This is a genomic window from Neomesorhizobium albiziae (assembly GCF_900114255.1).
In the GTDB taxonomy this organism is placed as follows: domain Bacteria; phylum Pseudomonadota; class Alphaproteobacteria; order Rhizobiales; family Rhizobiaceae; genus Neomesorhizobium; species Neomesorhizobium albiziae.
Map to the genome: position 1 here is coordinate 18,093 of NZ_FOSL01000018.1, position 22,015 is coordinate 40,107.

General features: G+C 63.0%; 22 protein-coding genes. 1 reads left to right on the top strand and 21 read right to left on the bottom strand.

The window, feature by feature from the left end:
• Window positions 1-14: 14 nt before the first annotated feature.
• Window positions 15-2,102, bottom strand: coding sequence for a flagellar biosynthesis protein FlhA (flhA, locus tag F3H98_RS22450; protein WP_149762566.1), 2,088 nt, complete (start codon window positions 2,100-2,102; stop codon window positions 15-17).
• A 160-nt stretch (window positions 2,103-2,262) separates the two neighbouring features.
• Window positions 2,263-3,126 (bottom strand): DMT family transporter, encoded by an 864-nt coding sequence (locus tag F3H98_RS22455; RefSeq protein WP_149762567.1) that lies wholly within the window; start codon window positions 3,124-3,126, stop codon window positions 2,263-2,265.
• Between the two features lie 86 nt (window positions 3,127-3,212).
• Here F3H98_RS22455 and F3H98_RS22460 point away from each other — a divergent pair, with 86 nt between their 5' ends.
• Window positions 3,213-4,640, top strand: a complete 1,428-nt coding sequence (locus F3H98_RS22460; RefSeq protein WP_149762568.1) for an aminotransferase-like domain-containing protein — start codon at window positions 3,213-3,215, stop codon at window positions 4,638-4,640.
• An 86-nt stretch (window positions 4,641-4,726) separates the two neighbouring features.
• On the opposite strand, the gene fliQ is transcribed toward F3H98_RS22460, so the two are convergent.
• The 19 genes from fliQ to F3H98_RS22555 form a co-directional block, all read right to left on the bottom strand.
• Entirely contained in the window at window positions 4,727-4,993 is a 267-nt protein-coding gene (gene fliQ, locus F3H98_RS22465) for a flagellar biosynthesis protein FliQ (protein WP_149762569.1), read from the bottom strand.
• Complete coding sequence (gene flgD / locus F3H98_RS22470) at window positions 4,990-5,406, bottom strand: flagellar hook assembly protein FlgD (protein WP_149762570.1); 417 nt, start codon at window positions 5,404-5,406, stop codon at window positions 4,990-4,992. Before flgD ends, fliQ begins: the two co-directional genes overlap by 4 nt.
• Complete coding sequence (flbT, locus tag F3H98_RS22475) at window positions 5,403-5,849, bottom strand: flagellar biosynthesis repressor FlbT (protein WP_149762571.1); 447 nt, start codon at window positions 5,847-5,849, stop codon at window positions 5,403-5,405. The genes flgD and flbT overlap by 4 nt, the downstream gene beginning before the upstream one ends.
• Window positions 5,846-6,193, bottom strand: a complete 348-nt coding sequence (flaF, locus tag F3H98_RS22480) for a flagellar biosynthesis regulator FlaF (protein ID WP_149762572.1) — start codon at window positions 6,191-6,193, stop codon at window positions 5,846-5,848. Before flaF ends, flbT begins: the two co-directional genes overlap by 4 nt.
• A gap of 20 nt (window positions 6,194-6,213) precedes the next feature.
• Window positions 6,214-7,260, bottom strand: coding sequence for a flagellar hook-associated family protein (locus F3H98_RS22485; RefSeq protein WP_149762573.1), 1,047 nt, complete (start codon window positions 7,258-7,260; stop codon window positions 6,214-6,216).
• Between the two features lie 4 nt (window positions 7,261-7,264).
• Window positions 7,265-8,731: a flagellar hook-associated protein FlgK gene (flgK, locus tag F3H98_RS22490; protein ID WP_149762574.1), complete on the bottom strand. Its 1,467-nt coding sequence runs from the start codon at window positions 8,729-8,731 to the stop codon at window positions 7,265-7,267.
• A 40-nt stretch (window positions 8,732-8,771) separates the two neighbouring features.
• A complete protein-coding gene (locus F3H98_RS22495) occupies window positions 8,772-10,025 on the bottom strand; it encodes a flagellar hook protein FlgE (RefSeq protein WP_149762575.1) in 1,254 nt (417 codons plus the stop codon).
• A 157-nt stretch (window positions 10,026-10,182) separates the two neighbouring features.
• A complete protein-coding gene (locus tag F3H98_RS22500; protein WP_149762576.1) occupies window positions 10,183-10,851 on the bottom strand; it encodes a response regulator transcription factor in 669 nt (222 codons plus the stop codon).
• A 192-nt stretch (window positions 10,852-11,043) separates the two neighbouring features.
• Window positions 11,044-11,631 carry a transglycosylase SLT domain-containing protein gene (locus F3H98_RS22505; RefSeq protein WP_425294865.1) on the bottom strand — a complete coding sequence of 196 codons (588 nt, stop codon included), beginning with the start codon at window positions 11,629-11,631 and terminating at the stop codon, window positions 11,044-11,046.
• Window positions 11,564-12,955 (bottom strand): flagellar hook-length control protein FliK, encoded by a 1,392-nt coding sequence (gene fliK / locus F3H98_RS22510; RefSeq protein ID WP_244621847.1) that lies wholly within the window; start codon window positions 12,953-12,955, stop codon window positions 11,564-11,566. The genes F3H98_RS22505 and fliK overlap by 68 nt, the downstream gene beginning before the upstream one ends.
• Window positions 12,952-14,283, bottom strand: a complete 1,332-nt coding sequence (locus F3H98_RS22515) for a chemotaxis protein MotC (protein WP_149762577.1) — start codon at window positions 14,281-14,283, stop codon at window positions 12,952-12,954. The genes fliK and F3H98_RS22515 overlap by 4 nt, the downstream gene beginning before the upstream one ends.
• Window positions 14,280-15,566, bottom strand: a complete 1,287-nt coding sequence (locus F3H98_RS22520) for a MotB family protein (RefSeq protein ID WP_244621848.1) — start codon at window positions 15,564-15,566, stop codon at window positions 14,280-14,282. Before F3H98_RS22520 ends, F3H98_RS22515 begins: the two co-directional genes overlap by 4 nt.
• The gene (locus F3H98_RS22525) at window positions 15,563-16,201 is read right to left on the bottom strand and encodes a hypothetical protein (RefSeq protein ID WP_149762579.1); all 639 of its coding nucleotides are present in this window, start codon (window positions 16,199-16,201) and stop codon (window positions 15,563-15,565) included. Before F3H98_RS22525 ends, F3H98_RS22520 begins: the two co-directional genes overlap by 4 nt.
• On the bottom strand, window positions 16,201-17,814 hold the full coding sequence (gene fliF, locus F3H98_RS22530; protein WP_149762580.1) for a flagellar basal-body MS-ring/collar protein FliF: 1,614 nt from the start codon (window positions 17,812-17,814) through the stop codon (window positions 16,201-16,203). Before fliF ends, F3H98_RS22525 begins: the two co-directional genes overlap by 1 nt.
• Window positions 17,815-17,944: 130 nt before the next feature.
• Window positions 17,945-19,258 (bottom strand): flagellin N-terminal helical domain-containing protein, encoded by a 1,314-nt coding sequence (locus F3H98_RS22535; RefSeq protein WP_188130521.1) that lies wholly within the window; start codon window positions 19,256-19,258, stop codon window positions 17,945-17,947.
• Window positions 19,259-19,498: 240 nt separating this feature from the next.
• A complete protein-coding gene (gene fliP, locus F3H98_RS22540; protein ID WP_149762582.1) occupies window positions 19,499-20,230 on the bottom strand; it encodes a flagellar type III secretion system pore protein FliP in 732 nt (243 codons plus the stop codon).
• Entirely contained in the window at window positions 20,227-20,721 is a 495-nt protein-coding gene (locus F3H98_RS22545) for a flagellar basal body-associated FliL family protein (protein ID WP_149762583.1), read from the bottom strand. The genes fliP and F3H98_RS22545 overlap by 4 nt, the downstream gene beginning before the upstream one ends.
• 16 nt (window positions 20,722-20,737) lie before the next feature.
• Entirely contained in the window at window positions 20,738-21,436 is a 699-nt protein-coding gene (gene flgH / locus F3H98_RS22550) for a flagellar basal body L-ring protein FlgH (protein WP_149762584.1), read from the bottom strand.
• Entirely contained in the window at window positions 21,433-22,011 is a 579-nt protein-coding gene (locus F3H98_RS22555; protein ID WP_244621849.1) for a MotE family protein, read from the bottom strand. The genes flgH and F3H98_RS22555 overlap by 4 nt, the downstream gene beginning before the upstream one ends.
• Window positions 22,012-22,015 lie beyond the last annotated feature (4 nt).

Consider the following 22,015-nt stretch of genomic DNA (forward strand, 5'->3'; position numbering starts at 1 on the left):
TTCGGCGACTGCCGTCACGAGATATTGCCCAGCACGCGGATTTCGACGCCCTTGGCGATTTCGACATGGCTGAGAACCGGCAGCGTGGTGAACAGCCGCTCGATGATCATGCGCACATAGGGGCGCGCGTCGGGCGCGGTCACCAGCACGAAACGCTCGCCGGCGTCGAGATGGGAGCGGATCGCCTTGGTGGCTTCCTGCCCGAATTCTTCCAACAGGCGGGGATCGATGTCGAACTCGCGGATCTCGCCCTTGGCGTCGCGTTTCAGGCTCTGGTGGAAGGCGAGGTCCCAGCGGTTGCCGAGCCTTAGCACCTTGAGTACGCCGCCGTCGGAGAGATCGCCGCAGATCTGTTGCGCCATGCGGATGCGCACATGTTCGACGATCTGCTCGGTGCGGCGGACATGCGGCGCGATCTCGGCGATCGCTTCGATGATGAGGTGCAGGTTGCGGATCGATACGCGCTCCGCCAGCAGCAGCTTCAGCACAGCCTGCAGGCCGGGATAGGAGATGTGCGATGTACAGATCTCGTCGGCGAGCTTGCGGTATTCGGGGTCCTGCCGCTCCAGCAGCGCCTTCATGTCCTTGTAGGACAGAAGCTGGGGCAGGTTGTTGCGGATGACTTCGGAGAGGTGCGTCAGAAGCACCGACATGTTGTCGGCAAAGGCGAACTGGTCGCGCTTCAGGTCCTCGGTGAACATTTCCGGCACCGAGAAGGCGCGCATGCCGAAGGCGGGCTCGCGCACCTCCTCGCCCGGAATGTCCGGTGCGGCGCGGTTGCCGAGCAGTACCATGACCTCGCCGATGCGCATCTGGTGCTCGGCGACGACGGTGCTGTGCACCTTGATCTGGTAATTCTTGCCGGGGATGTTGAAGTCGTCGGTGAGGCGGATTTCGGGAACCACGAAACCGTATTGGGTGGCAAACTTCTTGCGCATCTTGCCCATCCGGAACGCCAATTCCTGATGCGAGACGATCAGCCTGGTGGAGAGCTGCTTGCCAACCAGGAGTTCGATTTCGGCGGTTTTCAGCGACGCCTTGACGGAGTTCTTCTCCTCTTCCTCCTTCGAGTCCTGCTTCTGCTTCTCGGCCTGTTCGGCGGCGGCGAGCGAGCGGTTGTGGCGCATCGGGATGATGTAACCGGCGGCGGCCATCAGCAGCGCCAGGCTGAGAAAAGGCAGCATCGGCAGGCCTGGCATCAGCGACAGCACCAGCAGCAGCAGGGCCGCCACGTACAGCGCGCGGGGATAGGCGCCGAGCTGGCCGAACACGGCCTGATCGGCGGAACCGCGGGTGCCGCCTTTGGAGACGAGCAGGCCGGCGGCGAGGGACACGATGAGCGCGGGGATCTGGGTGACCAGGCCGTCGCCGACGGAAAGCTTGATGAACACGTCGGAGGCTTCCGCCATGCTCATGCCGTGGCGGAAATAGCCGATGATGATGCCGCCGATGATGTTGATCGCGGTGATCATGAGGCCGGCGATGGCGTCGCCGCGAACGAATTTCGAGGCGCCGTCCATCGAGCCGAAGAAAGAGCTTTCTTCCTCGAGCTCGCGGCGCCGGAGCTGCGCCGTCTTGTCGTCGATCATGCCGGCCGAAAGATCGGCATCGATCGACATCTGCTTGCCGGGGATAGCGTCCAGGGTGAAGCGCGCGCCGACCTCGGCGATACGCGTCGCGCCCTTGGTGATGACAATGAAATTGACGATGATGAGGATGAAGAAGACGATCAGGCCGATGACGAAATCGCCGCTCATGACCAGCTGCGAGAAGCCGCCGATCACATAACCCGCGGCATTGGTTCCTTCATTGCCGTGGGAGAGGATCACCCGGGTCGTCGCGATGTTGAGCGACAGGCGCAACATGGTGGCGATCAAGAGCACGGTGGGGAAGGACGAGAAATCCAGTGGCCGCTGGATCCACAGCGCCACCATCAGGATGAGCACCGAAAGCGCGATCGAGAAGGCGAGGCCGATGTCGATGAGGAACGACGGTATCGGCAGGAAGAGCACCGCCAGGATAACCAGGATGCCGATCGCGAAGCCCACGTCGCGGCCGTGCTTTTCGGTCTTGATCGCGCCTATGCTTTCCGTAATCGCCATCGATGCCCTGCCTTATCAAGACCGGAGCGAGAATTCGCACCCCGGCCCGGCGAGCATAATCAGCCAAGCTTGTGCGAGGATGAGGCGAAGCTTTCTAGAGCGGAATGCGTTCAGGCCGAACCAGGCATTCCCAAGCTCGGCTGGATCGTCCTTGCCAATGCTATCTGGCGAACTTCCGCGCACCGGCCACGCACAGGATGACTGCGAATGTCACCGCCAGCATCAGCCAGGTCACCGGTTCGTGCAGCAAGGTGGCAGCCAGCGCCAGGCCAAAGAACGGTTGCAGAAGCTGCAGTTGGCCCACCGCCGCAATACCGCCCTGTGCCAGGCCGCGATACCAGAAAACGAAGCCGATCAACATGCTGAAGAGCGAGACGTAGGCAAGGCTGATCCAGGTGGGCGCCTCGATGCCGGTGAAGGTCGGCGGCATAAAGAGAAAGGCCAGAACCATCATGACCGGCAGCGACAGCACCAGGGCCCAGGAGATCACTTGCCAGCCGCCGAGTGTGCGGGAGAGTTTCGCGCCTTCGGCATAACCCAGCCCGCAAGCAACGATGGCGGCGAGCATCAGCGCATCGCCTTCAGGTGAAGCCGCAAGCCCTTGCGACAGGGCAAAGCCCGCCACCAGCGCGCTACCGAGCACCGAGAACATCCAGAATGCCGGTCTCGGTCGCTCGCCGCCGCGGATCACGCCGAAAATCGCCGTGGCCAGCGGGAGGAGCCCGACAAACACGATGGAGTGCGCCGATGTGACATACTGCAGGGCCAGCGCCGTCAACAGCGGAAAGCCGACCACGACGCCCAGCGAAACGACCGCCAGGGAGGCGAGTTCCCGGCTGGCGGGGCGCTTCTCCTTGAAGGCGATGAGCAGGCCGAGCGCAAGGACGCCGGCAATGGCGGCGCGGGCGACGGTCAGGAAAACCGGGTCGAACTGCATCACCGCCACGCGGGTGGCGGGAAGCGAACCGCTGAAGATCACCACGCCAATGAAACCGTTGATCCATCCGGCTGCCATTCGGTCCATTCCGCACTCCTTCGATTGTCTTGCTGCTATCCGTTGCTGGCGCTGGCGTTGCCAGTGACAAATCGATACGGTTAGCACAAACTGTTATGGCGCAAAGTGCAGTACAGATGGACAATCCGTTGGCGGAAAGCACCCGAGTCGCGATGGTCATGGCGACGATCCGGCAGCGTATCGCCGGACGCAGCCTGACGCCCGGCTCGAAGCTGCCGTCGATCCGCGGGTTGGCCGGTACGTTGAAAGTGTCTGCCTCGACGGTGGTCGAGGCCTATGAGCGCCTGGTTGCGGAAGGCACGATCTTTTCCCGGCCCGGCTCGGGTTTTTATGTCGCCAGCCAGGCGGCGCCCCTGTCACTCGCTGACATCGGCCCGAAACTCGACCGCGCCGTCGATCCTTTCTGGGTTTCGCGGCAATCATTGGAAGCGGGCGACGGCGACCTCAAGCCGGGTTGCGGATGGCTGCCGCCATCCTGGCTGCCCGAGGATGGTATCCGACGGGCGTTGCGGAAGCTTTCGCGCGCGGCCGGACCGGCCCTTGCGGACTACGGCTCTCCGCTGGGCTTGCCGCGGCTGCGCCAACTGATTACCCGTCGCATGGCCGAGCGTGGCATCGAGGCCTCGCCGGATCAGGTTATGCTCACCGAATCCGGAACGCAGGCGATCGACCTGTTATGCCGCTTCCTGCTCGAAGCCGGCGACACGGTGCTGGTCGACGATCCCTGCTACTTCAACTTCCAGGCGCTGCTCAGGGCGCATCGCGCGAAAATCGTCAGCGTGCCCTACACGCCCTCCGGCCCGGACGTCGAATTGCTCGGGCAGGCGCTCGCCGCGCACCGGCCACGGCTCTACATCACCAATTCCGCAATCCACAATCCGACCGGCGCCACCTTGTCCCCGGTTGTCGCGCATCGGGTGCTGAAGCTCGCCGAGCAGTTCGCCCTGACTATCGTCGAGGACGACATTTTCGCCGACTTCGAACACACTCCGGCACCGCGGCTTGCGGCGTTCGACGGGCTTGACCGCGTCATCCATATTGGCAGCTTTTCGAAGACCCTGTCCGCCTCGGCGCGCTGCGGGTTCGTGGCAGCGCGCCGGGAATGGATTGACAACCTGATCGATCTGAAGATCGCCACGTCGTTCGGCGGCGGTCGGCTGAACGCCGAACTGGTCCTCAACGTGCTCAGCGACGGCGGTTACCGCAAGCACATGGACGGTTTGCGCAGCCGCCTCTCTCGCGCCATGTTCGATGTCACCGGCCGATTGAAGACCCTGGGCATCGTGCCCTGGATCGAGCCGCAGTCGGGCATGCTTTTGTGGTGCCGTCTGCCGGACGGCGTCGATGCCGCCGAGGTCGCGCGTGCCGCCCTCGCAAAAAATGTCGTGCTGGCGCCGGGAAATGCATTCAGTCCGTCGCAATCTGCGACGAACTACATGCGGTTCAACGTCTCACAAACGCTCGACCCCCGCATATTCGAGGTACTGCGCCAGGCGCTCCTGGAAGCCCGCCGGTCCTGTTAATGGCGCGTCAGCGCACTCCTTGCTGGATGGCGGGGCTGGAGAGAAGTCAGCGGGAGAGGGTGCCGGTGCCGCTGCCCGGCTCATAGTTAGAACCCGGTTTCGATGCGCTCGAAGATGACGTTGGTGAAGGCAGAGATCTGGCCGCCCATGAAGGGCCCGGTGAAGGCGACGACGAGCAGAATCGCGACGATCTTCGGCACGAAGGTGAGGGTGATTTCCTGGATTTGGGTAAGCGCCTGGACGAGCGCGATGGCGATGCCGACGAGCATGGCGGCCGCCACGGCCGGCCCTGACGCGGTCAGGACCGTCCAGATGGCAAACTGGACGATGTCGAGGGCGTCGGCCTCGTTCATGCGGCTGCGGGCTTGATCACCACGCCCGGCGTGATGGGCAATTCCTTGCCGCCTTCAAGGATGGCGACGATGCCGTCGGCCTTGAGCTTCACCTCGGTGACCTTGCCCGAGGTCTGGCCGTCGGCGGAGGTGACGTGGCGGCCGATCAGCGCGTCGGCCTGCTGGAGAGCAGATGCCTGCAGCATCTGGTCGAGCTTTGAATTGACCTGGACCGATTGTTCGACCTGCGAGAACGTTGCAAGCTGTGCCACGTAATCGGTCGATTCCATCGGGGAAGTCGGATCCTGGTTCTTCATCTGCGCGACGAGCAGCTTGAGGAACGAATCGTAATCGACGGTCGTCTTGGCTTTCTGGTCTGAAGCCTTGACGCCGTTGGGCAAGGGCTTGTCGTATGAGATACCGGACACGCTCATCGGAAATTCTCCTCCATTGCGATCGGATTCGGTTTCACATACGCGCCGGCCGGCGAATTCATGGCGCTGGCTTCGCGACCGTAGAGCGCACGGATCGCCTTCAACGCCTCGAAGACATGGTTTTCGCCGACCTGCCGGTCGATATCCTTTAGGGCCGCGCGAATAACTTCGTCCTCGAAGCTTGCCAGTAGAAGCGGCAGCGACTTGCGGAACATATCGCGCGCGGGCGCGGCATCTCCCGGGCTCATCAGCATCACCTGCACGATGAAGTAGAGCTGCCTAAGCGGAGTCGATGCGTCCTCGGGCTGCAGCACGTGGTTTTCGAGCAGGAACTGCACGTCATTCAGGAATTCGAGGGTTACCTTGCGGTCGGTCCTGATAACCGCGCCGTTGACGTAGATTTTCTCGTTCGGCTTGAGCGAGATCTTCAGCGTGTTTTTCATTGAATCCCATCGCGGATGATCTGCGAGACTTCGATCAGCCCCTCGAAATTCGTGGAATTCCCGGTCCTGACCTCTTCGCCTTCACGCAAAAGCCAGAGGCCGATCGAGATCAGGTTGGCGCGCAGTTCGGTCGGCAACTCGTTGTCGGCGCTGCCGAGGTCGTCGATAAAGGCGGTCCACACCTTGTTCATGAAGTAGACTGCTTCGATTGCCTGCATGGACATCGGGCCGACGTCGCGCGCGGCGATCAAAAGGTCGATGGAGCGGGTCAGCAATTGCCGCTCGCGATCCTTGGCGTCGGCAACCGAGTCTGTCTGGATATCGGAATAGGAGAATTGGTACATGTCGATTCCGCTGGTTGGCGCTACAGGTATTTGAGCAGGCTGAGTTGCTGTATGCGGGCGGTGAGCGCGTAGGATTTGTCGATCTGCCCGACCAGCGTCGTGATCCGGTTGGCGACCTCGTAAGGGTCGATGCCGACCATATCCAGCACGCTCCGGTCCAGCAGGTCCTTCTGCATGGTGAGGCGGTCGGTGGCGCTCTTGACCCGATTCTCGGTAAAGCCCATGAGGGCCTGTTCCGTACTGATGTTGCCAATGGCCTGACCGACCTGACCAACCTGGCGGTCGATGATCGCCTTCTTGGCGTCGGCGGACATCTGGGCCGTGAAGAGACCGCTGATCGTTGCGGATGCCATCGCAAGCCGGCGCACGCCGTCATTGTTGGCGCTGACGGACGTTTCGGCGGTTTCGTTGAGCGCGATGCGGCTGACGATTTTCTGGTCAGAGGCGTTCGACCAGCTGGTTTTCCATCCGGCGCCCATGAACATCGGTTCAATGGCGGTGGTCAGGAAGTTGTCCATCTGGGCGGTGGTGATGTTGGCCGCCTGGGCGTCCGTCTGGGTGAAGCCGAAGAAGGACTGGAACGCGGCGTCCAACGCAGCCTTGCTGGGGGAACCCGGCGCGTTGAAATCGTTCAGCGGTTTGACGTCGGTGTTGATGCCGGCGAAAATATACTGGCCATTGACCGTGGTGTTGAGCACCGAGGTCATGGCGCTCAAGGCATTCTTGGCGTCGGACAGCACGACGGATGAGTCCGGGTTGCCGGTGGAGCTTGCCATCAGCGTGGTGAGCAGAGTCCGCGCCGTGGTGGCGAGCTGCCCGAATGAGGTCTGGGTTGCCGACAGCCGCACCTTGGCCAGATCGTTGGACTTGACGATGCCATCCAGGCGTTCGAGATCGCGTTCGATGGAGACCAATTGACCGGTGCGGGCGCCCAGCGAAAGGCCGGCGTCAGCGACCCTGTCCGAGGAAGACTCCTTCTGGGCCTTCACGAGTTCGGACTGCATGCGCGACACCTGGTAGCGCATCGCGTTGGATATCGAGACAGAGGAAACGAAGGAAGCTTTCATCGCGCTACCTCACCGCTGCGAAAAGTGCCGACAACATGTCGTCGACGGCTTTGAGCATCCGTGCCGACGCCTGGTAGGAATTTTCGAGGTCGAGCATCAGCGACAGTTCGTTGTCCATGTTGACGCCGGTGCTGTTGGACAGTGCCTCGGCGGTATACACCGCCATCGCACTCTTGGTATCGGCGGCGCGGGAGGCATCCCGGCGCATGCCTTCGAACCAGTTGATCGAGTTGGTCGAATAGGCGCCGAGTGTCGCGCTCGTTCCATTCCCAGCATCGGGGTCGAACGTCATGGGCGTATCGAGCCGATCGCCGATTGCAATCAGGAGCTCGGAGAAGGATGCGGAGGGGGGTGTCCCGGTGTTCCATCTGTAGGCGACGCCATTGGCGCCGCCGTCGCGGATGAGTTCGGGGTTACCACCCTGCCTGGAATCGAAGGCGGCGTTGATCTTGATCAATCCCGCCAGTCCGTCGACCAATGTTCCAGCAGGCGGAATAGCAGGCGCGCCTGACCAGGTGAAGAGGCCCGTCTGGTTCGGCAGGACGCCAGCCTTGTCGACTTCGGCGAAGGCGGTGATCAGGCCGCGTGCGATTTCGTCGAGCTGGCTCTGCATGGTCGGCGCGACGCTGTCGCGCAACTGGATCAGACCGGCGAGCCTGCCGGAAGCGTCGGTGTTGCCGCCGCTCCCGCCCGTGAGCTTGACGCCATCGACATAGACAGCGTTGCCGACCCCTCCCGCGGCATAGCTGGTGGAGGGCTCGAAGGTGACGGCGCGTGGCGTCGTCTCGAAAAGCATCGTGCCGTCCCTGGTCATGATGACCATGTCGGAATCGGCCCGTGTCATCGTGGTGACCGGAAGCTTTTCGGAGATCTGCTTCAACAAGGCTTCGCGCTTGTCGACCAGATCCAGAACGTCGCGGCCGGCACGCGTGCCGGACACCACCTTGGTGTTCACGTCATGGAAATCGGCAAGCAACGTGTTCAGATCGTCGACCGATTGGGCGATGTCCTGGTCGGCTGTGGTGCGGAACAGCTGAACGGATTCGCTCGCGTCGTTGAGCGCCCGCACGACCTGGCGGGCGGCTTCCGCGGCGTTTTCGGCAAGCGTGCGGTTGGAGGGCGTTGCGGCATAAAGGTCCAGCGCCTCCTGCAGCTTGCCGATTAGCATCGCCGGCGAGGATGCGTTGTCCACCCCGTTGACGGACGTCTTCAGCGACTCCAGTCCGTCGAGCAGCGCACTCTGACCTTCCCACGACGAGAGCGCGGAAAGGTTCTGGCGGAACAGCTGTTCGTTGGCCGCACGCTGGATGTCGACCACACGAGCGCCAGGCGCCGAACTGGAGAGAACCGCCGTGCGCCTCGTATAGTCGGGGTTGGAGGCGTCTGCGATGTTGCGGGAGACGACGGTCGTCTGCCGCGACGTGTTCTTGAGCGCCGTTTGCGCGATGTTCAGGGCGGATGTCAGCGACATGCTTTGCTTTCTTAGGCTGACGCTTTTCAGCTTGCCGGGTTTATCTCTTCAGGTTGACGAGGACGTCCATCAGGTCGGCACCGGTCTGGAACACCTTGGAATTGGCGGTGTAAGTACGCTGCGACTCGATCATGTTGGTCAGTTCTTCGGCGATGTCGGCGTTGGAGTTCTCCAGCGCCCCGGAGATCACGGCGCCCATGCCGCCTTCGTTGGCGAAGCCGATGCGGACATCGCCGGAATCGGCGCTCTGCGTGAAGACGTTGCCCGGCAGCACGGCCAGCTGGTCCGGGCTTTGGACCGTGGCGATCGGGATGCGGTAGAGCGCCTTGAATGCGCCGTTCTGGTATTGCGCGTAGATGGTGCCGTCGGAGCCGATTTCCACCTTCTCTATGCCGCTCGGCGCGTTGCCGTCGACCTCGCCCTTGAGCACCGTGTAGCTGGTTCCCAGCTGCGTGGTCTTGCTGATGTCGAGGCTGAGGGTGGCGCCGCCTGGAATGGCGATCGACAGTGGCGTGGCCGCGGTCAGCTTGCCCGTGGTGGCATCGAAGTTGAGGGTCTGTGTCGTTAGCGCCGGACCGCTGTAGGGGAAGGCGTTGGGCGAGCCGGCCTGGGCCTTGTTGTAAACCGCTACTTCCCAGGTGTTGGCCGCCGTCTTGGTGAAGTAGACGTCGAGGATCACTTCCTTGCCGAGATTGTCGTAGGTGACCAGCGAGGATTTTGCGGAATAGGCGGCGGTCGCCGCGTTCGCCGATGGAAGGTTTGCCGCGGCGACGACAGTGGCGTCGAGCGGGAGGTTCGCGGTGAAAATGCCGTTTCTGGAGGGTGTCGCGACCAGTTCGCTCTGCGAAATCTTTACGGCCTCAAGGCCGCCAAAACCGTTTGCGACGGCGCTCGGGTCGCCATTGGCGAAACTGTACCCCATCAGATAGAAGCCGGCCGAGTTGACGAGGCGGCCCTGGCTGTCGGGAACGAAGGAGCCGGCGCGGGTGAGAACCGGCGAACCGCTGGCGTCCTGGACGACGAAGAAACCCTCGCCGTCGATGGCAAGGTCACTGGCCGAGGTGGTGTATTTCAGATCGCCCTGATTGGTGATCGCGTAGCGTACGTTGGTCTTGACGCCGCCGGAGGTGTAATTGCCGGTCGAGCTCGGGATGACCATGGACGAGAATTCGGTGCTGGCGCGCTTGTAGCCCGTGGTGCCCGAGTTGGCGATGTTGTCGGCTGTCGTCGACAGACGGTTGGCCTGCGCGTTCATGCCGGACACGCCGGTGCGCATCATTCCATACAAGCTCATCGAATATTCTCCCCAGGCCACTTGCCGTTGGTCATGAGGATAGAGCTTTTGACTTGCGCGAAGCTGGCTTCCCGTCTTGTTTGCGCCCGCATCGCATCGCGATGGGGCGCGGGTTGCAACGGAGGGGCCGCTTCGCCGCTTCCGCCAGGACTGCCCATCAGATGATCAGCCGGTAGCCGAGGAACCTCTTGGAGTCGATCGGGTCGAAGCCGATTTTCTCGCGCAGCTTCTTGCGCAGCTTGGAGATGTGGCTCTCCACGACATTCTCCTCGACCTCGTCGTCGAAGATGCCATAGATCGCGTTGAAGACCTGGGTCTTGGTGACGCGGCGGCCGCTGTTGTTTGCCAGGTATTCGAGGATGCGGCGCTCGCGGCGCGGCAAGGGCAACGGCTGCCCGTCGATTTCCGGATCGCGGCCGTCCATGAAGATGCGCATGGCGCCGATCTGAACGAAATTCGCCTCTTCCTTGGCGCGGCGGCTGATCGCCGAGATGCGCGCCAGGATTTCCCGGATGTGAACGGGCTTGCGGATGACATCGTCGACGCCGGATTCGAACAGCTTCAGCGTGTTCTCCAGCGAGTGCTGTTCGCTGAGGGCGATGACCGGCGCCTTGGTGCGGTCGCGGATCTTGTGCGGCGAGACGATGTCGGTCGAACATTCGCCGATGAGGAAAGCACGTACGGACTTCAGATCCTCGTCCGCGACGGTGGTGACCCACTCGCCGAATTCCGTCGAACCAAAGCCGGCGCTTGCGACGCCCTCTCGATCAAAAAGTGAATAATAGCCCTCTTTGACGAGCTCCCGCTCGTCGACGATTACTATCATCGGCCCGCCCTCCGAATCAGCTGCAAGTTATGGTAAACGCAGAGGTAACCTTTGTGGCGAATCCTGAAAAACCGTCATTTCTTGTAGCTGTTTTCTTGGGAGTCTCGAATCGCAATGGTTGCGGCGGTTCCAAGCCTCGGGGTGCTGGCAGTCGGGATTCGAGGCAGGGTAGGCGGCCCTCCGAATGCGTTTTTACGGGTTGCAGAAATCGCGGGCGTTCGGGGTCCAGTTGCCGAACCCGGTGGCCACCATGTTGGCGATGACGCGGCAGACGTAACGCTTTTGTGCGGGGTCGTTGTCGGGTCCCGCATGATAACGCGCCACCGCCATCGACCAGGTGTTGTGCTTCCGTTTCAGCTGCACCAGGAAGCGCGCCGCGTAATCTACATTTCGGTGCGGGTCGAGCATGTCCTGGACGCTGCGGAAATGCTCGGAATGGAAGCGGTGATTGATCTGCATGCAGCCGAGGTCGATGAATTTCGCACCGTTTTCCCGGGCCTGCCGGAAGGCCTCGACAGCTTGCTGGCGGGATGTCGGGAACAAAGCTTTTCCGTCTATATTCAATGCGTTAGGTTGCAGGCTGCCTTTCTTTCCGGTTTCCGTCAGCCCGACCGCATACAGAATGCCGACCGGCAAGCCGTAGCGGTCTGCGGCGGCCAGTATTTCGGGCTCGCAGGCGTTCGGCACAGCCTGCGCCGCCGTCGTCAGGATACTAGATATAGAGGCCGCGAGAAGACCGGTCCTGAGCCGTCGCGCCGCTGCCTTCGGCATGCCGCCCATCGCTTCCTCCTTGCGCATTGTATCCCCGGCCGCCAGAACGTGTCCCGTCGTCGCCTGCGTTGCCCGAAAATGTCGACTGGGGATCGCGCCCCGGAGCGCCAGAATTTGCGTCGACATTGTCGGCACGGGCAGCCTGGCTGGTGTTGTGGGGTTGCTGGATCATGACCCGATCGATCTCGTAGCCGAGCGCCCGGAAGGCCTTTACGATGGTCTCGGAGTCGCTGCTCAGCCGATGATAAGCCTCGGCACTCTCGACCTTCAGCTCAACCGAGAGTTGTTCGCCTGTGAAGCGCAGGTCGGCGGTGACCATACCCAATTCAGCCGGGTGCAGTTGAATTTTCAGGCTGTGGACGGCGCCCGGCTGCGGGCGGGCCTGCGAAGAAAGATTCAAGGCCGCTTCGGCGCCCTGCGGTTTCCAGACTGCATCGGCGGAAATCGCTTCCAGGAACGCTGCCGTGGTGGCGTTTACCGCTGGCGCCGGCATGCTTTGCATGCCGACGACGGTGGCTTTCGCACTGGCGCCCGATGGTTCGGGCTGCGTCGCTTCGCGTTGCGCCTCCCTCGGCATTGCAGGCTGATCAGGAGAGGCGCGATCGATCTGCCGGCCGCGGTCCTGCTGGTCCGGTTCAGGCGCGGAAGCGCCCGGTTGCGATGGCAGTTCGGCAGCTCCCGACGCAATCCGGTTGCCTGCTTTCGCCGCTTCGCCGCCGCCCCTGGCGTCCGTCGTCAGGGCATTTTCAAATCCCATGGCCTCTGATGGCTCGGTACCGGCGGCACCGTTTTTCACACTCTTCAGCGACGCGCCAGCGCCGCTTGCCGCCGCCAGCGCCTCCGCAACGCTCAGCGTGCCGCCGGTATTTTCGGCGGCTTGCCGGGCTGTGGGATCGCCGCCACGAAGTACCGTTTCGAGGAGCAGCGCGATCGCCGGTAACGGGCCGGCCTCGGAGTTTCCATCCTCGCCGTCCTGCGCATCGTCGGCGTCTCCGGGTAACACTTCCGTGGCGTCTTCCAGTGCCTTCCGCTCGGCACGGCTGTCGATCCGCCAATTTGCCGGTTCGTCGCCCTCGGCAACGGTTTCCGCGCCTGCATCTGCGGAGGACTGCCAAGTCTGGCCGAGCGTGTGGAGTGCGGGCCTCAATCGCCCACTCGAGCCGTCCGGCTTCTGGCCGGCTGAGGGCTGGCCGGTCTGCCCCTGATCTTTTGCACCGGACCGCATGGCATCGTCGAACGCGCTGCCGGCGGCGTCTTTCTCCTTGCCGGAAGGCATCCTGCCTTGCGGCGCCGGCCCGGGCGCGAAACCTGCCTGCATCACGGCGCTGGTCATTGCGGCAATCCTCCGAGAAGTTTGTCGACCGCCTCGAGTTTCTTGCGAGCGTCGCCGGCCGTCGCAGCAGCGGCGGCGGTCGGCGCATCTATCTCTGCTGCCACCGTCTCCGTTGCGGGAGAGACAGGCTGCGGAGCGGCGTTCGCCGGTTCGGTGGTTGCTGCCTGCGTCGCTGGCGCTTGTGCGGCGGCAGGTTCCGGGGTCGGTGCGGCGGCAGGTTCCGCCGTGGGTTCCGCACCGCCGGCAACGGTCTCGGCGATCGCCGCTTCTTGCGCGGCGTCCGATGTGGGGCGACCCGGTACCGCCGTAATCTCGGCAGCGACCGCTTCGGCCGCTTCGAGAAGGCGACGGTCGTTTTCGGAAAGACGACCGCGATCGATGGTCCGCAATTGCGCCAGGACATCGCCGGCTGTCGCGGTCGTCATGGTCGCCAGGCTGGAATAGAGCTCGGCGCGTGGATCGCGCCTGGCTTTTTCCTCCTCGTCGACCCGTTCGGCGCCGCGAGACGCGAATGCCGACAGTTCGGTCAATCCGTCGATGGCGCTGCGGCGGGCAAGCCTGAGATAGATGAACTTCCGCTGGTCGCGGTCCATGCCGGCGACGATGTCGCCGACCTTCTCCAGATCGATCGTGGCGCGGAGACTAATGACGCCCTCGATGAAGGCATCGGCGAACTGGCTGGCGTAGGGAGAGCGCAGGTAGCGGCGCACGTACTGGCTGGCAGAACGCAGAAAACGCTCGGCATCTGCAAGCTTGGCGGCGAGGCTGAGCGAGCGCCTGAGCGCGGCTTCCTCAACCAGCGTGCCGGGTCCGAGAAGGCGCGCCTGATCGAACAGCCGTGAGGCCGCCGCAGCATTGCCGGTGGTGGTGATCGTGGCCTTGACGAGGGCGAGAAAGGCGCCAAGCTCGGGCGCCACCGTCAGCGGGTCGATGTGCGAAAGCGAGGAGCGCGCCTCGCCCTGCCTGCCGCGAAGATAGTCGAGAATGCCATTGGCAAGTGCGGCATCGGTGTTTTCGGGCTTGAGGCGTAACAGCACGGCTTCGATGGTGGCCGGATTGCCGCCGCTCATCGCGTAGACGAGCATCGCATGGAAGTTGCGTTTGTCGGTGAAATCATCCTTGCCGGCTTCTCGGAGCCTGGCGTCGATCATTTCGAGCAGCTTGTTCTGCATCGGCAACGCGGCATGGTCGCCGGCTGCGATGCGGTCCTGAACCAGCTGGAGCGAACGCACCATCTGATATGGCTCCAACGCCGCCGCGCCAAGTGGGGAGGGCGTCGCCATCGCCACTGCGAGGAACAGTGCCGCCGCGGGCAGCGGCGTCCTCATTCAGCGGTCTCCAGGACGATCTCGATGCGCCGGTTCGGTGCGGCCAGCGGATCCTCTTTAACTTTCAGCTGACGATCGGCATAACCGGCCACTTCCCGGATCCGCTGCTCGTCGAGCCCGCCCCGCACGAGCATGTAGTAAGCGGAATGGGCACGCGCCGTGGAAAGCCGCCAGTTGTCGTAGTTTTTGTTCTGAAATGGCCGGCCATCCGTGTGGCCGCTGATGGTGATCTTGCCCGGCCTGCCGGCAAGCGTCTTGCCGATCTTCTCCATTGCCAGCACCAGTTCGCGATGCGGCACAGCGGAGCCGATCTCGAACATGCCGAAATCGAGCTGATCGGTCACCGAGATGATGACGCCCTTTTCGGTCGGCGTTACCGAGATCCCGTCATAGGCCTTGTCGCCGGCCTCGAAGGCCTTGGCGAGTTCCTGCTTGATGTCGGCCGCGGCCTTGGCGGCAGCCGCATCGGGTTCAGCCGGTTTCGCATCGGCAGCCTCCGCATCGGCAGGCTTTTCCTCCGACGCCGGCTTGACCGAATCTTCCTCGGGCGGCGTTGCCGCGGATACTTCCGCTTTCAGGTCTTCGAGCGGCGATTTGCCTTGGGGAGCGTCACCTGCCTTTACTTCCGGCGCCGGTATGGTGTCCTGGGCTCTGGCTTCCTCGACGGAGACAGTGTCTTCGGTCGGATTCTGCGGCGTAGCAACCTGTTGCGACCAGAAGTCGGGCGCAAAGGGATCGCGATAGGATTCGCCGCCGGAAGCACCCGAAGCAGGGCCGGCATCCTGGGCGCCGCCGTCTCCCTTGCTGGAAACATTCTGAAGCGTGCCGGTGTCGGAAGCGATCTCGGCCAGCACGGCGTAGGGGTCGGCGAAAAGGTGTTCGTCGGAGCGCATTTCCGTTTCGGAAAGATCGGTGGCATTGGGCGCGTCGGCGGGGCCGGCGTTGGCCTTGCCTTCCGTACCGGACTTGCCGTCCGTTTCCTGCGGCGTGTCGGCCGTCGCGCCAAGCGCATTGGGGCCTTCGCTCATATCGTCGAGGCCTTTGCCTCCGGACGAGCGGTCGACAAGCTTCACCGGGTTGAAGTAGCTCGCGATCGATGCCTTGGTCTGGTCGTTGGCCGCGTTGATCAGCCACATAACCAGGAAGAAGCACATCATCGCCGTCATGAAGTCGGCGAAGGCGATCTTCCAGACACCGCCATGATGGTCTTCGTCATGGTCGCCGAGATGGCGGCGCACGATGACGATCTCGTGTCTTTCCTCGCCGGGCGCATGCACGCTCATGACAGCGCACCGGCCAGCGCAGTCGACCATTCGGCGAGCCGCGTCTCGAACAGATTGCCGTCGATGCTGACCGTGAGGTCGAAGCCCGGGGCCTCGACATAATGCAGGCTGCCGGCGCGTTCGCCGAGGGCTGCGCTGAGCGGTTCGAACAGCGAAAGCGGTCCCTGCGCCTGGATACGGACGGTGTCGTTGTCGCGCAAGGCTTCGACGATCGAGCGGCGCAGGCTTTCGAGGCTGCGCTTCTGGATGTCTTCGGTCAGCAGGCTGCTGATGATGCGGCCGGTGAGTGAGGTGGCGACAAGGCCGACAGAGGCTTCCAGGTCATCGAGCTGCGCGGAAATCCTGGCGCCGATTTCGCTTCCGAACTCGACTTGAAGGCGCTCGACCTCGGCGGCGTGTTTGTCACGCTCGGCCTGCAATGTGGCCTCATAGATCGCCGACAGGCGGCCGGTTATCTCGACCTCGGCCTTCGCGACCTCTTCGCGGATCAGGGTGTTCAGGTCCGCTGCAGCCGGCGCTGCTGCCGCCGGCTCGGGCAAATCGACAAGCGGTTCGGGACCCTTGCCGGAATTTTGCGAATTAAGCGAACGTACGGCGAAATCGGGCAGGAAGTCGGAAAGTGCAAGCGCGCGCATCAGCTTGCCTCCGCCGCTGCCCATTTGCGCAGGATGTGCGCGGTGCGCTCTTCGTTGAGGTCAACCATGCGGGCAAGGCGCTCCTGCGGGGCAGGGCGTATCTTCTGCCGGAGATCGTCGAGCGGGTTGGATTGCGGCAAGGCGCCGACCGCTGCCGGACCCGCCCCTTCGGGTGTCGGAAGCGACCGCTGCACGTCTTCGAAGCTCGGCGGAGCGACGGCTGGTTTGCCGAGAGCGGCGGCCAGCGGGCGCAACCCGAACCAGGCCATGAGGAAGACAACCACGACGAACGCCAGCGCATTGATCATGGTGCCGACGTGCTGGCTGGCGGCGTCGAAGATGCCCGGTTCGTCGATCGCTTCGCCGTCGAGACCGTCGATGAACTCGACCGCCGACACGTTGATGACGTCGCCGCGCGCCTCGGTGAAACCGGTGGCCGAGGCGACGACCTTCTGGATATCGGCAATGCGGGTGTTGATCTGCTCCGGCGTCGCGTCCTTGCCAAGAATTGCGGCCAGCCGTTGCTGGTTGACGACGACGGCGATCGACATTTTTTCGACCGTATAGCCGTTGCTGGTGGTGGCGATGCGCTTGGAATTCACCTCATAATTGGTGGTCTCCTCCTTGCGTTCGTTCTGTTCGGAGGATTCCGGTCCAGTTGCCGGCGCCACCTGCGCGTCGGGCAGGTTCTGCTCGACGGTGGCGGGTGCTGCTGTGCTGCGCTGGCTGGCGTTTTCGTTGGAGCGTACAACCTGGACGGAGCGTTCGACGCGCGATTCCGGGTCGAAAATGGTCTCTTCGATCTGCCGCTGGTCGGTGTTGACGTCGGCCCTGACGCTCGCCCGGAAATTTTCCGGTCCGAGGTAGGGCGCCAGCGCGCGGCGGATGTTTTCCTCGATCTGCATCTCGACGGTGCGCTCGACATTCATCGTACGGCTGGCGCTGGTGTTGGTCGGATCGTCGCCGGCAGCCAGAAGCGTGCCGCTCGAATCGAGCACGGTCACCTTGTCGGCGTTCAGGCCGGGAACCGCTGCCGCCACGAGGTGGCGGATCGATGTGGCGTTCTTGAGTGCGTCGGTTTCAGAAGCCTTGATGACAACGGATGCGGTCGGCTGCTGTTCGTCACGACGGAAGCTGGCGCGTTCGGACATAACGATGTGGACGCGGGCTGCCTTGATGCCGGCGATGGACTGGATGGTGCGGGCGATCTCGCCTTCAAGGGCACGAACCCGGGTGATCTGCTGCATGAAGGAGGTGAGGCCGAGCGAGCCGACATTGTCGAACAGTTCGTAGCCGGCGTTGGCGCTGGTCGGCAGGCCTTTTTCTGCGAGAAGCATGCGCGCCTGCGCCGTCTTGCCGGCGGAGACGAGGATCGTCGTCCCGTCCGAAGCGACGTCGAAGCCGATGCCGGCTTCCCCGAGCACCAGGCCGATCTGATTCACGTCGGCACGTTCGAGGCCGACATAGAGGGTCTCGTAAGCCGGCCTGTTGAGATAGATCGAGGCGACAGCGATGACCGCGAGCACCAGTGCTGCGATGCCGCCCAGCATTGCCAGCCGGCGCGGCCCGAACGCCCTCAGATTGTCGGCAATGTTCTGAATCTGCTCCGGCACGGACACGCGGCTCCCAGACTGGTCATGAAGCGGGACCCTAAACGCCGAAGCTTGTGCGAAAATGAAATCGGGCCGCGCTCGAAAGCGCGACCCGACGGATTGTTGTTGCCTATTCGTGAGACGGTTCGGATTAGCCGCGGAACAGCGACATGATCTGCTGGGCGCTGCCGTTGGCGATCGACAGAGACTGAATGCCGAGCTGCTGCTGGACCTGAAGGGCCTGCAGGCGGGTCGACTCTTCGTTCATGTCGGCATCGACGAGGGCGCCAACACCGCGATCCACGGCGCTCATCAGATCCTTCACGAAGGTCTGCTGCGAACCGATACGGGTCTTGATGGCGCCGAGGTCCGAAGCAGCCGTCGTCACCGCGCTGAGCATGTTTTCGACGCCCTGCAGGTACTGGCTGAGCTGGCCCGACGTGGCGGCAGTGATGTCGATGCTGGTGGCGTCGACAAAGTTGCCGTTGTCGCTGGAAGCGCCGTTGGCGACGGCGATCGTCGCGTTGGGGCCCTTTTCCGTCGTGGTCAGCACGAGAGCGCCGCCGGCGACGCTTGCAGCTACCTTGCTGTCGAGGCCGGCGCTCTTCAGCGCCTGGGTCATGACAGTCGCCATTTCGGCGGCGCTGGTGACAGCACCGTTGGCCAAGCCGGCGGCGGTGATCGTGTCGCGGTCGATACGGATCGTCTTGGACGTGCCGCCATTCAGCGTCACTTCGAAGCTGATCGCGTCATTGCCGTCCAGCGCGAAGTTGGCATGCGCGCCGAACGTCGCTGTTGCCGCTGTATCGTCAGCGGTGCCGGGGAGCGTGTCGGCGCCGACGGTGCCGGCAACCGGGGTCGCCGCGCCGGTATAGATCGCGATGCCTGCGCCGCTCGCTGCCGTCAGGGCGGCGCCCTTTTCCAGGAGGCCGGCCTGATTGGCATCCCGGTTGAAAAGCGCGGTCTTGGCGGTGTCGACGTCGATGGTGCCGAGCGAGATGGAGCCGTCAGCGCCGCGCAAGAACGAAGCAACCACCTTGGCAGTGCTGCTCTTGTCGACCGACAGCCAGTTGCCGCCCGAGAAGGAGGCCGACTCGGCGTAGGTCTTCAGGTCGTTCTGAAGCTCCTTGATTTCGGACTGGATCTTCGACTTGTCGATGTTCGGCTGCGACGCGGTGACCAGCTTCGACTTCAAGGTGTCGAGAGTCTGCTTCACCTTGTCCATGGCGGTATAGGCAATGTCGACCTGAGCAGCGCCAAGACCGAGAGCTTCCTTGATGGTGCCCATCGCCTGGTTGTCCGAACGCATCGTGCTGGCGATCGACCAGTAAGCGGCGTTGTCCGAAGCCTGCGCGACGCGCATGCCGGTGGAGATGCGGCTCTGGGTGGTGGCGAGGTTCTTGTTGGTTGCGTTCAGGCTCTGGAGAGCCGTCATTGCCGATGCGTTAGTGAGAATGCTGGACATAGGTCCTGCCCCTTGTGTGAAATAATTTTCGCGGGACATGCCGGACGTTACCGGCGAAGACGGAGCGGCATCATGCCTATGATCCCGCCGTGGGGATCAACCCGTCTGTATCGCTGCACTTATGGTCGGGAATTCCTACCAAAGAGATAACGCGATTGTATGAATCTAGCGTGCGGGTTCAGCGCGCGCAACCCTAGATTTCAGCTATCTCTTTGTTTGAACGAATTTTTTCGTGCGCGATCAGGTGAAGGAGCGAACCAGGCTGCCCACCAAAAGATTCCAGCCATCGATCAACACGAAAAACAAAATCTTAAAAGGCAGGGAAACCACGGTTGGGGGCAGCATCATCATGCCCATCGCCATGGTGATGGTGGCCACGATCAGGTCGATGACCAGAAAGGGCAGCACGATGAGGAAGCCGATCTCGAAGCCGCGGCGGATTTCGGAAATCATGAACGCGGGGACGAGGATGCGCAGGTCCACGGCCTCTTCCGAAACGGTCTGGCCGCGTTCGCGGGCAAGATCGGCAAACAGCGCAAAATCCTTCTCGCGGACATTCTTGACCATGAATGCGCGGAAGGGTTCGGCGATCCGCTCCACGGCGACGGTCTCGTCGATCTGATTGTCCATCAGCGGTTTGACGCCGTTGTTCCACGCCTGATCGAAAGTCGGCGCCATCACATAGAAGGTCATGAACAAAGCGAGGCTGATCAGGATCATGTTGGCCGGCGTCGTCTGCAGCCCGATGCCGGTGCGCAGGATCGAGAAGGCGATGATAAAGCGCGTGAAGCTCGTCACCATGATCAGCAAGCCGGGTGCGATCGAAAGGACCGTCAGCAATCCGAACATCTGGATGATGTAGCCGATGGTGGTGCCGTCGGCCTGGCCGATGGCGCCGAGATCGATCTGCTGGGCGTGTGCTGCCGACCCGCTTGCCAGGAGCAGAAGCGGGAGAAAACGGAGAACTCTCATTCGAAAATCAAAGTCCGGATCAAGAGTTTCTTGACGGCACCGTCGCTGCGAATCTTCGCGCGCTCCTCAAGGTCTTCCTTGAGGTGCTGGAAGCCGCTGGCGCCCTCGATCTGATGCAGCTTCACCGAGCGGAGGAAGCCGAGAAGATCTTGGTGGATGTTGTCGGCCAGGTTCTCCGGCGGCGGCGCGTCGAATGCGAGCGCGACTTCCAGGCGCACCCAGATCTCGTCCGGCGCGGCGAGGTTGGTGGTGATGGGAGGCAGGACCACGATGCTCGAAAGCGGCGCTCCCGCGGCATGTTCGCCCTCAGCAGCCGGCGCCTGGGCGCTGGCCTCAGCGCCAGGCATCTTGGCGCCGGTGGAGTCGTTGAGATAGTTCCCCGACAGCCAGCCCATGCCGATCGCCACTGCCGTCACCCCGAGCAGCATCGCGATCTGGATCATCAGCGACGGACCTTGCTTGTGCGGGACGACTTGCTCGGTGTTGGCCACTTTCAGCCGCGCTCCACTAGAAGGGCAAGACGTTGTCGAGGAACTGCTGGCCGTATGGCGGCTGCTGCACTTCCGTCAGGCGGCCGCGGCCGCCGTAGGAGATGCGGGCCTCGGCGATACGCTCGTAGGAAATCGTGTTCTCGCCACCGATGTCGGATGGCCGAACGATGCCGGCGATCGTCAGGATCCGCAGTTCCGCGTTGACGCGGACCTCTTGCGATCCCTGTATCATCAGATTGCCGTTGGGCAGAACTTCGGTGACCACGGCGGCGACCAGCAGGTCGATGGCTTCCGAACGCTCGGTGGCGCCGGCGCCTGCGCTCTCGGTGCCCGAATGGATGTCGGCATCGCCTTTGCCGGAAGTCTTGTAGCCGTCCCATTCGAGCCCGGCGCTGAAGCCCAGGCTGCGGTTGGCGGTGCGGCTGCGCTCGGATTCGTTCTTGAACTTCGCCCGGTCCTTGATGGAGATGCGGACTGTAAGGATGTCACCGGCCAGGAACGCACGGCGGTCGGTGAATAGCCGGCTCTGGCGATCGTCCCACAGCGAGAAGCGTTTGACCGGCGCGGCGGGCTGTTCGGGATAGGTATAGACCGACTGGGCGGCGCCGACACCGGTTCCGACAGCAGACATCCTCGGCGGAATGCCGATCTCGTTGTTCGATGTGCAGCCGGCGAGAGCGGCAAGCGCGAGCGCGGCGAAGGCATAGAGTCTCATGTCGGGTCTTTCTCGCGCGCCGCGCTTGCCATTATACCAGTCAGCATCGCGGCGGCCTTGCGTTCCATCTCGTTGAGGATCACGCCTGCCTGCCGGGAATCGAGCTTCATCAAAATGGCGGCGGCGAGTTCGGCGTCGACTTCGGCAAGCCGCTCTGCGGCGGCATCCGGACGCATGCGGGAATAGATCTTGATGACGCCTTCCTCGGCCTCGGCCATGAAGTCGTTGCGACGCTTCAGCCATCCCTCGTATTCGGCGCGCTTTTCCTCGAGCACCTTTATGCGCTTGTCGATTTCGCCTTGCAGCGTCTGGAGTTCTTGCGCCTGAAGCGCGTAACGGCGGTCGCGCGCGGCGTCTGCTATGTTGGAGCAGAAGCGCTGGATCTCGGTGGCTGGCTCTGTACCGGTTGCGGGTGCCGCGGCGGTTATCACGGGCGCGTCGCCGACGCTGCGGGTCGCGACATTCGGCGCCGCCGCCTCGGTGGCCGCAGGCTGCGCGCCGAGCAAAAGCATAGCGGCAAAGGTGCAGGCGACCGGCGCCGCCTTGCGAAACGTTGTTGAGGGCAGCGCAATCATCTTA

Coding starts and splice junctions, on each gene's coding strand:
- flhA (WP_149762566.1), bottom strand. CDS start 2,102: ATGGCGATTACGGAAAGCATAGGCGCGATCAAGACCGAAAAGCACGGC.
- F3H98_RS22455 (WP_149762567.1), bottom strand. CDS start 3,126: ATGGACCGAATGGCAGCCGGATGGATCAACGGTTTCATTGGCGTGGTG.
- F3H98_RS22460 (WP_149762568.1), top strand. CDS start 3,213: ATGGCGCAAAGTGCAGTACAGATGGACAATCCGTTGGCGGAAAGCACC.
- fliQ (WP_149762569.1), bottom strand. CDS start 4,993: ATGAACGAGGCCGACGCCCTCGACATCGTCCAGTTTGCCATCTGGACG.
- flgD (WP_149762570.1), bottom strand. CDS start 5,406: ATGAGCGTGTCCGGTATCTCATACGACAAGCCCTTGCCCAACGGCGTC.
- flbT (WP_149762571.1), bottom strand. CDS start 5,849: ATGAAAAACACGCTGAAGATCTCGCTCAAGCCGAACGAGAAAATCTAC.
- flaF (WP_149762572.1), bottom strand. CDS start 6,193: ATGTACCAATTCTCCTATTCCGATATCCAGACAGACTCGGTTGCCGAC.
- F3H98_RS22485 (WP_149762573.1), bottom strand. CDS start 7,260: ATGAAAGCTTCCTTCGTTTCCTCTGTCTCGATATCCAACGCGATGCGC.
- flgK (WP_149762574.1), bottom strand. CDS start 8,731: ATGTCGCTGACATCCGCCCTGAACATCGCGCAAACGGCGCTCAAGAAC.
- F3H98_RS22495 (WP_149762575.1), bottom strand. CDS start 10,025: ATGAGCTTGTATGGAATGATGCGCACCGGCGTGTCCGGCATGAACGCG.
- F3H98_RS22500 (WP_149762576.1), bottom strand. CDS start 10,851: ATGATAGTAATCGTCGACGAGCGGGAGCTCGTCAAAGAGGGCTATTAT.
- F3H98_RS22505 (WP_425294865.1), bottom strand. CDS start 11,631: ATGGGCGGCATGCCGAAGGCAGCGGCGCGACGGCTCAGGACCGGTCTT.
- fliK (WP_244621847.1), bottom strand. CDS start 12,955: ATGACCAGCGCCGTGATGCAGGCAGGTTTCGCGCCCGGGCCGGCGCCG.
- F3H98_RS22515 (WP_149762577.1), bottom strand. CDS start 14,283: ATGAGGACGCCGCTGCCCGCGGCGGCACTGTTCCTCGCAGTGGCGATG.
- F3H98_RS22520 (WP_244621848.1), bottom strand. CDS start 15,566: ATGAGCGTGCATGCGCCCGGCGAGGAAAGACACGAGATCGTCATCGTG.
- F3H98_RS22525 (WP_149762579.1), bottom strand. CDS start 16,201: ATGCGCGCGCTTGCACTTTCCGACTTCCTGCCCGATTTCGCCGTACGT.
- F3H98_RS22535 (WP_188130521.1), bottom strand. CDS start 19,258: ATGTCCAGCATTCTCACTAACGCATCGGCAATGACGGCTCTCCAGAGC.
- fliP (WP_149762582.1), bottom strand. CDS start 20,230: ATGAGAGTTCTCCGTTTTCTCCCGCTTCTGCTCCTGGCAAGCGGGTCG.
- flgH (WP_149762584.1), bottom strand. CDS start 21,436: ATGAGACTCTATGCCTTCGCCGCGCTCGCGCTTGCCGCTCTCGCCGGC.
- F3H98_RS22555 (WP_244621849.1), bottom strand. CDS start 22,011: ATGATTGCGCTGCCCTCAACAACGTTTCGCAAGGCGGCGCCGGTCGCC.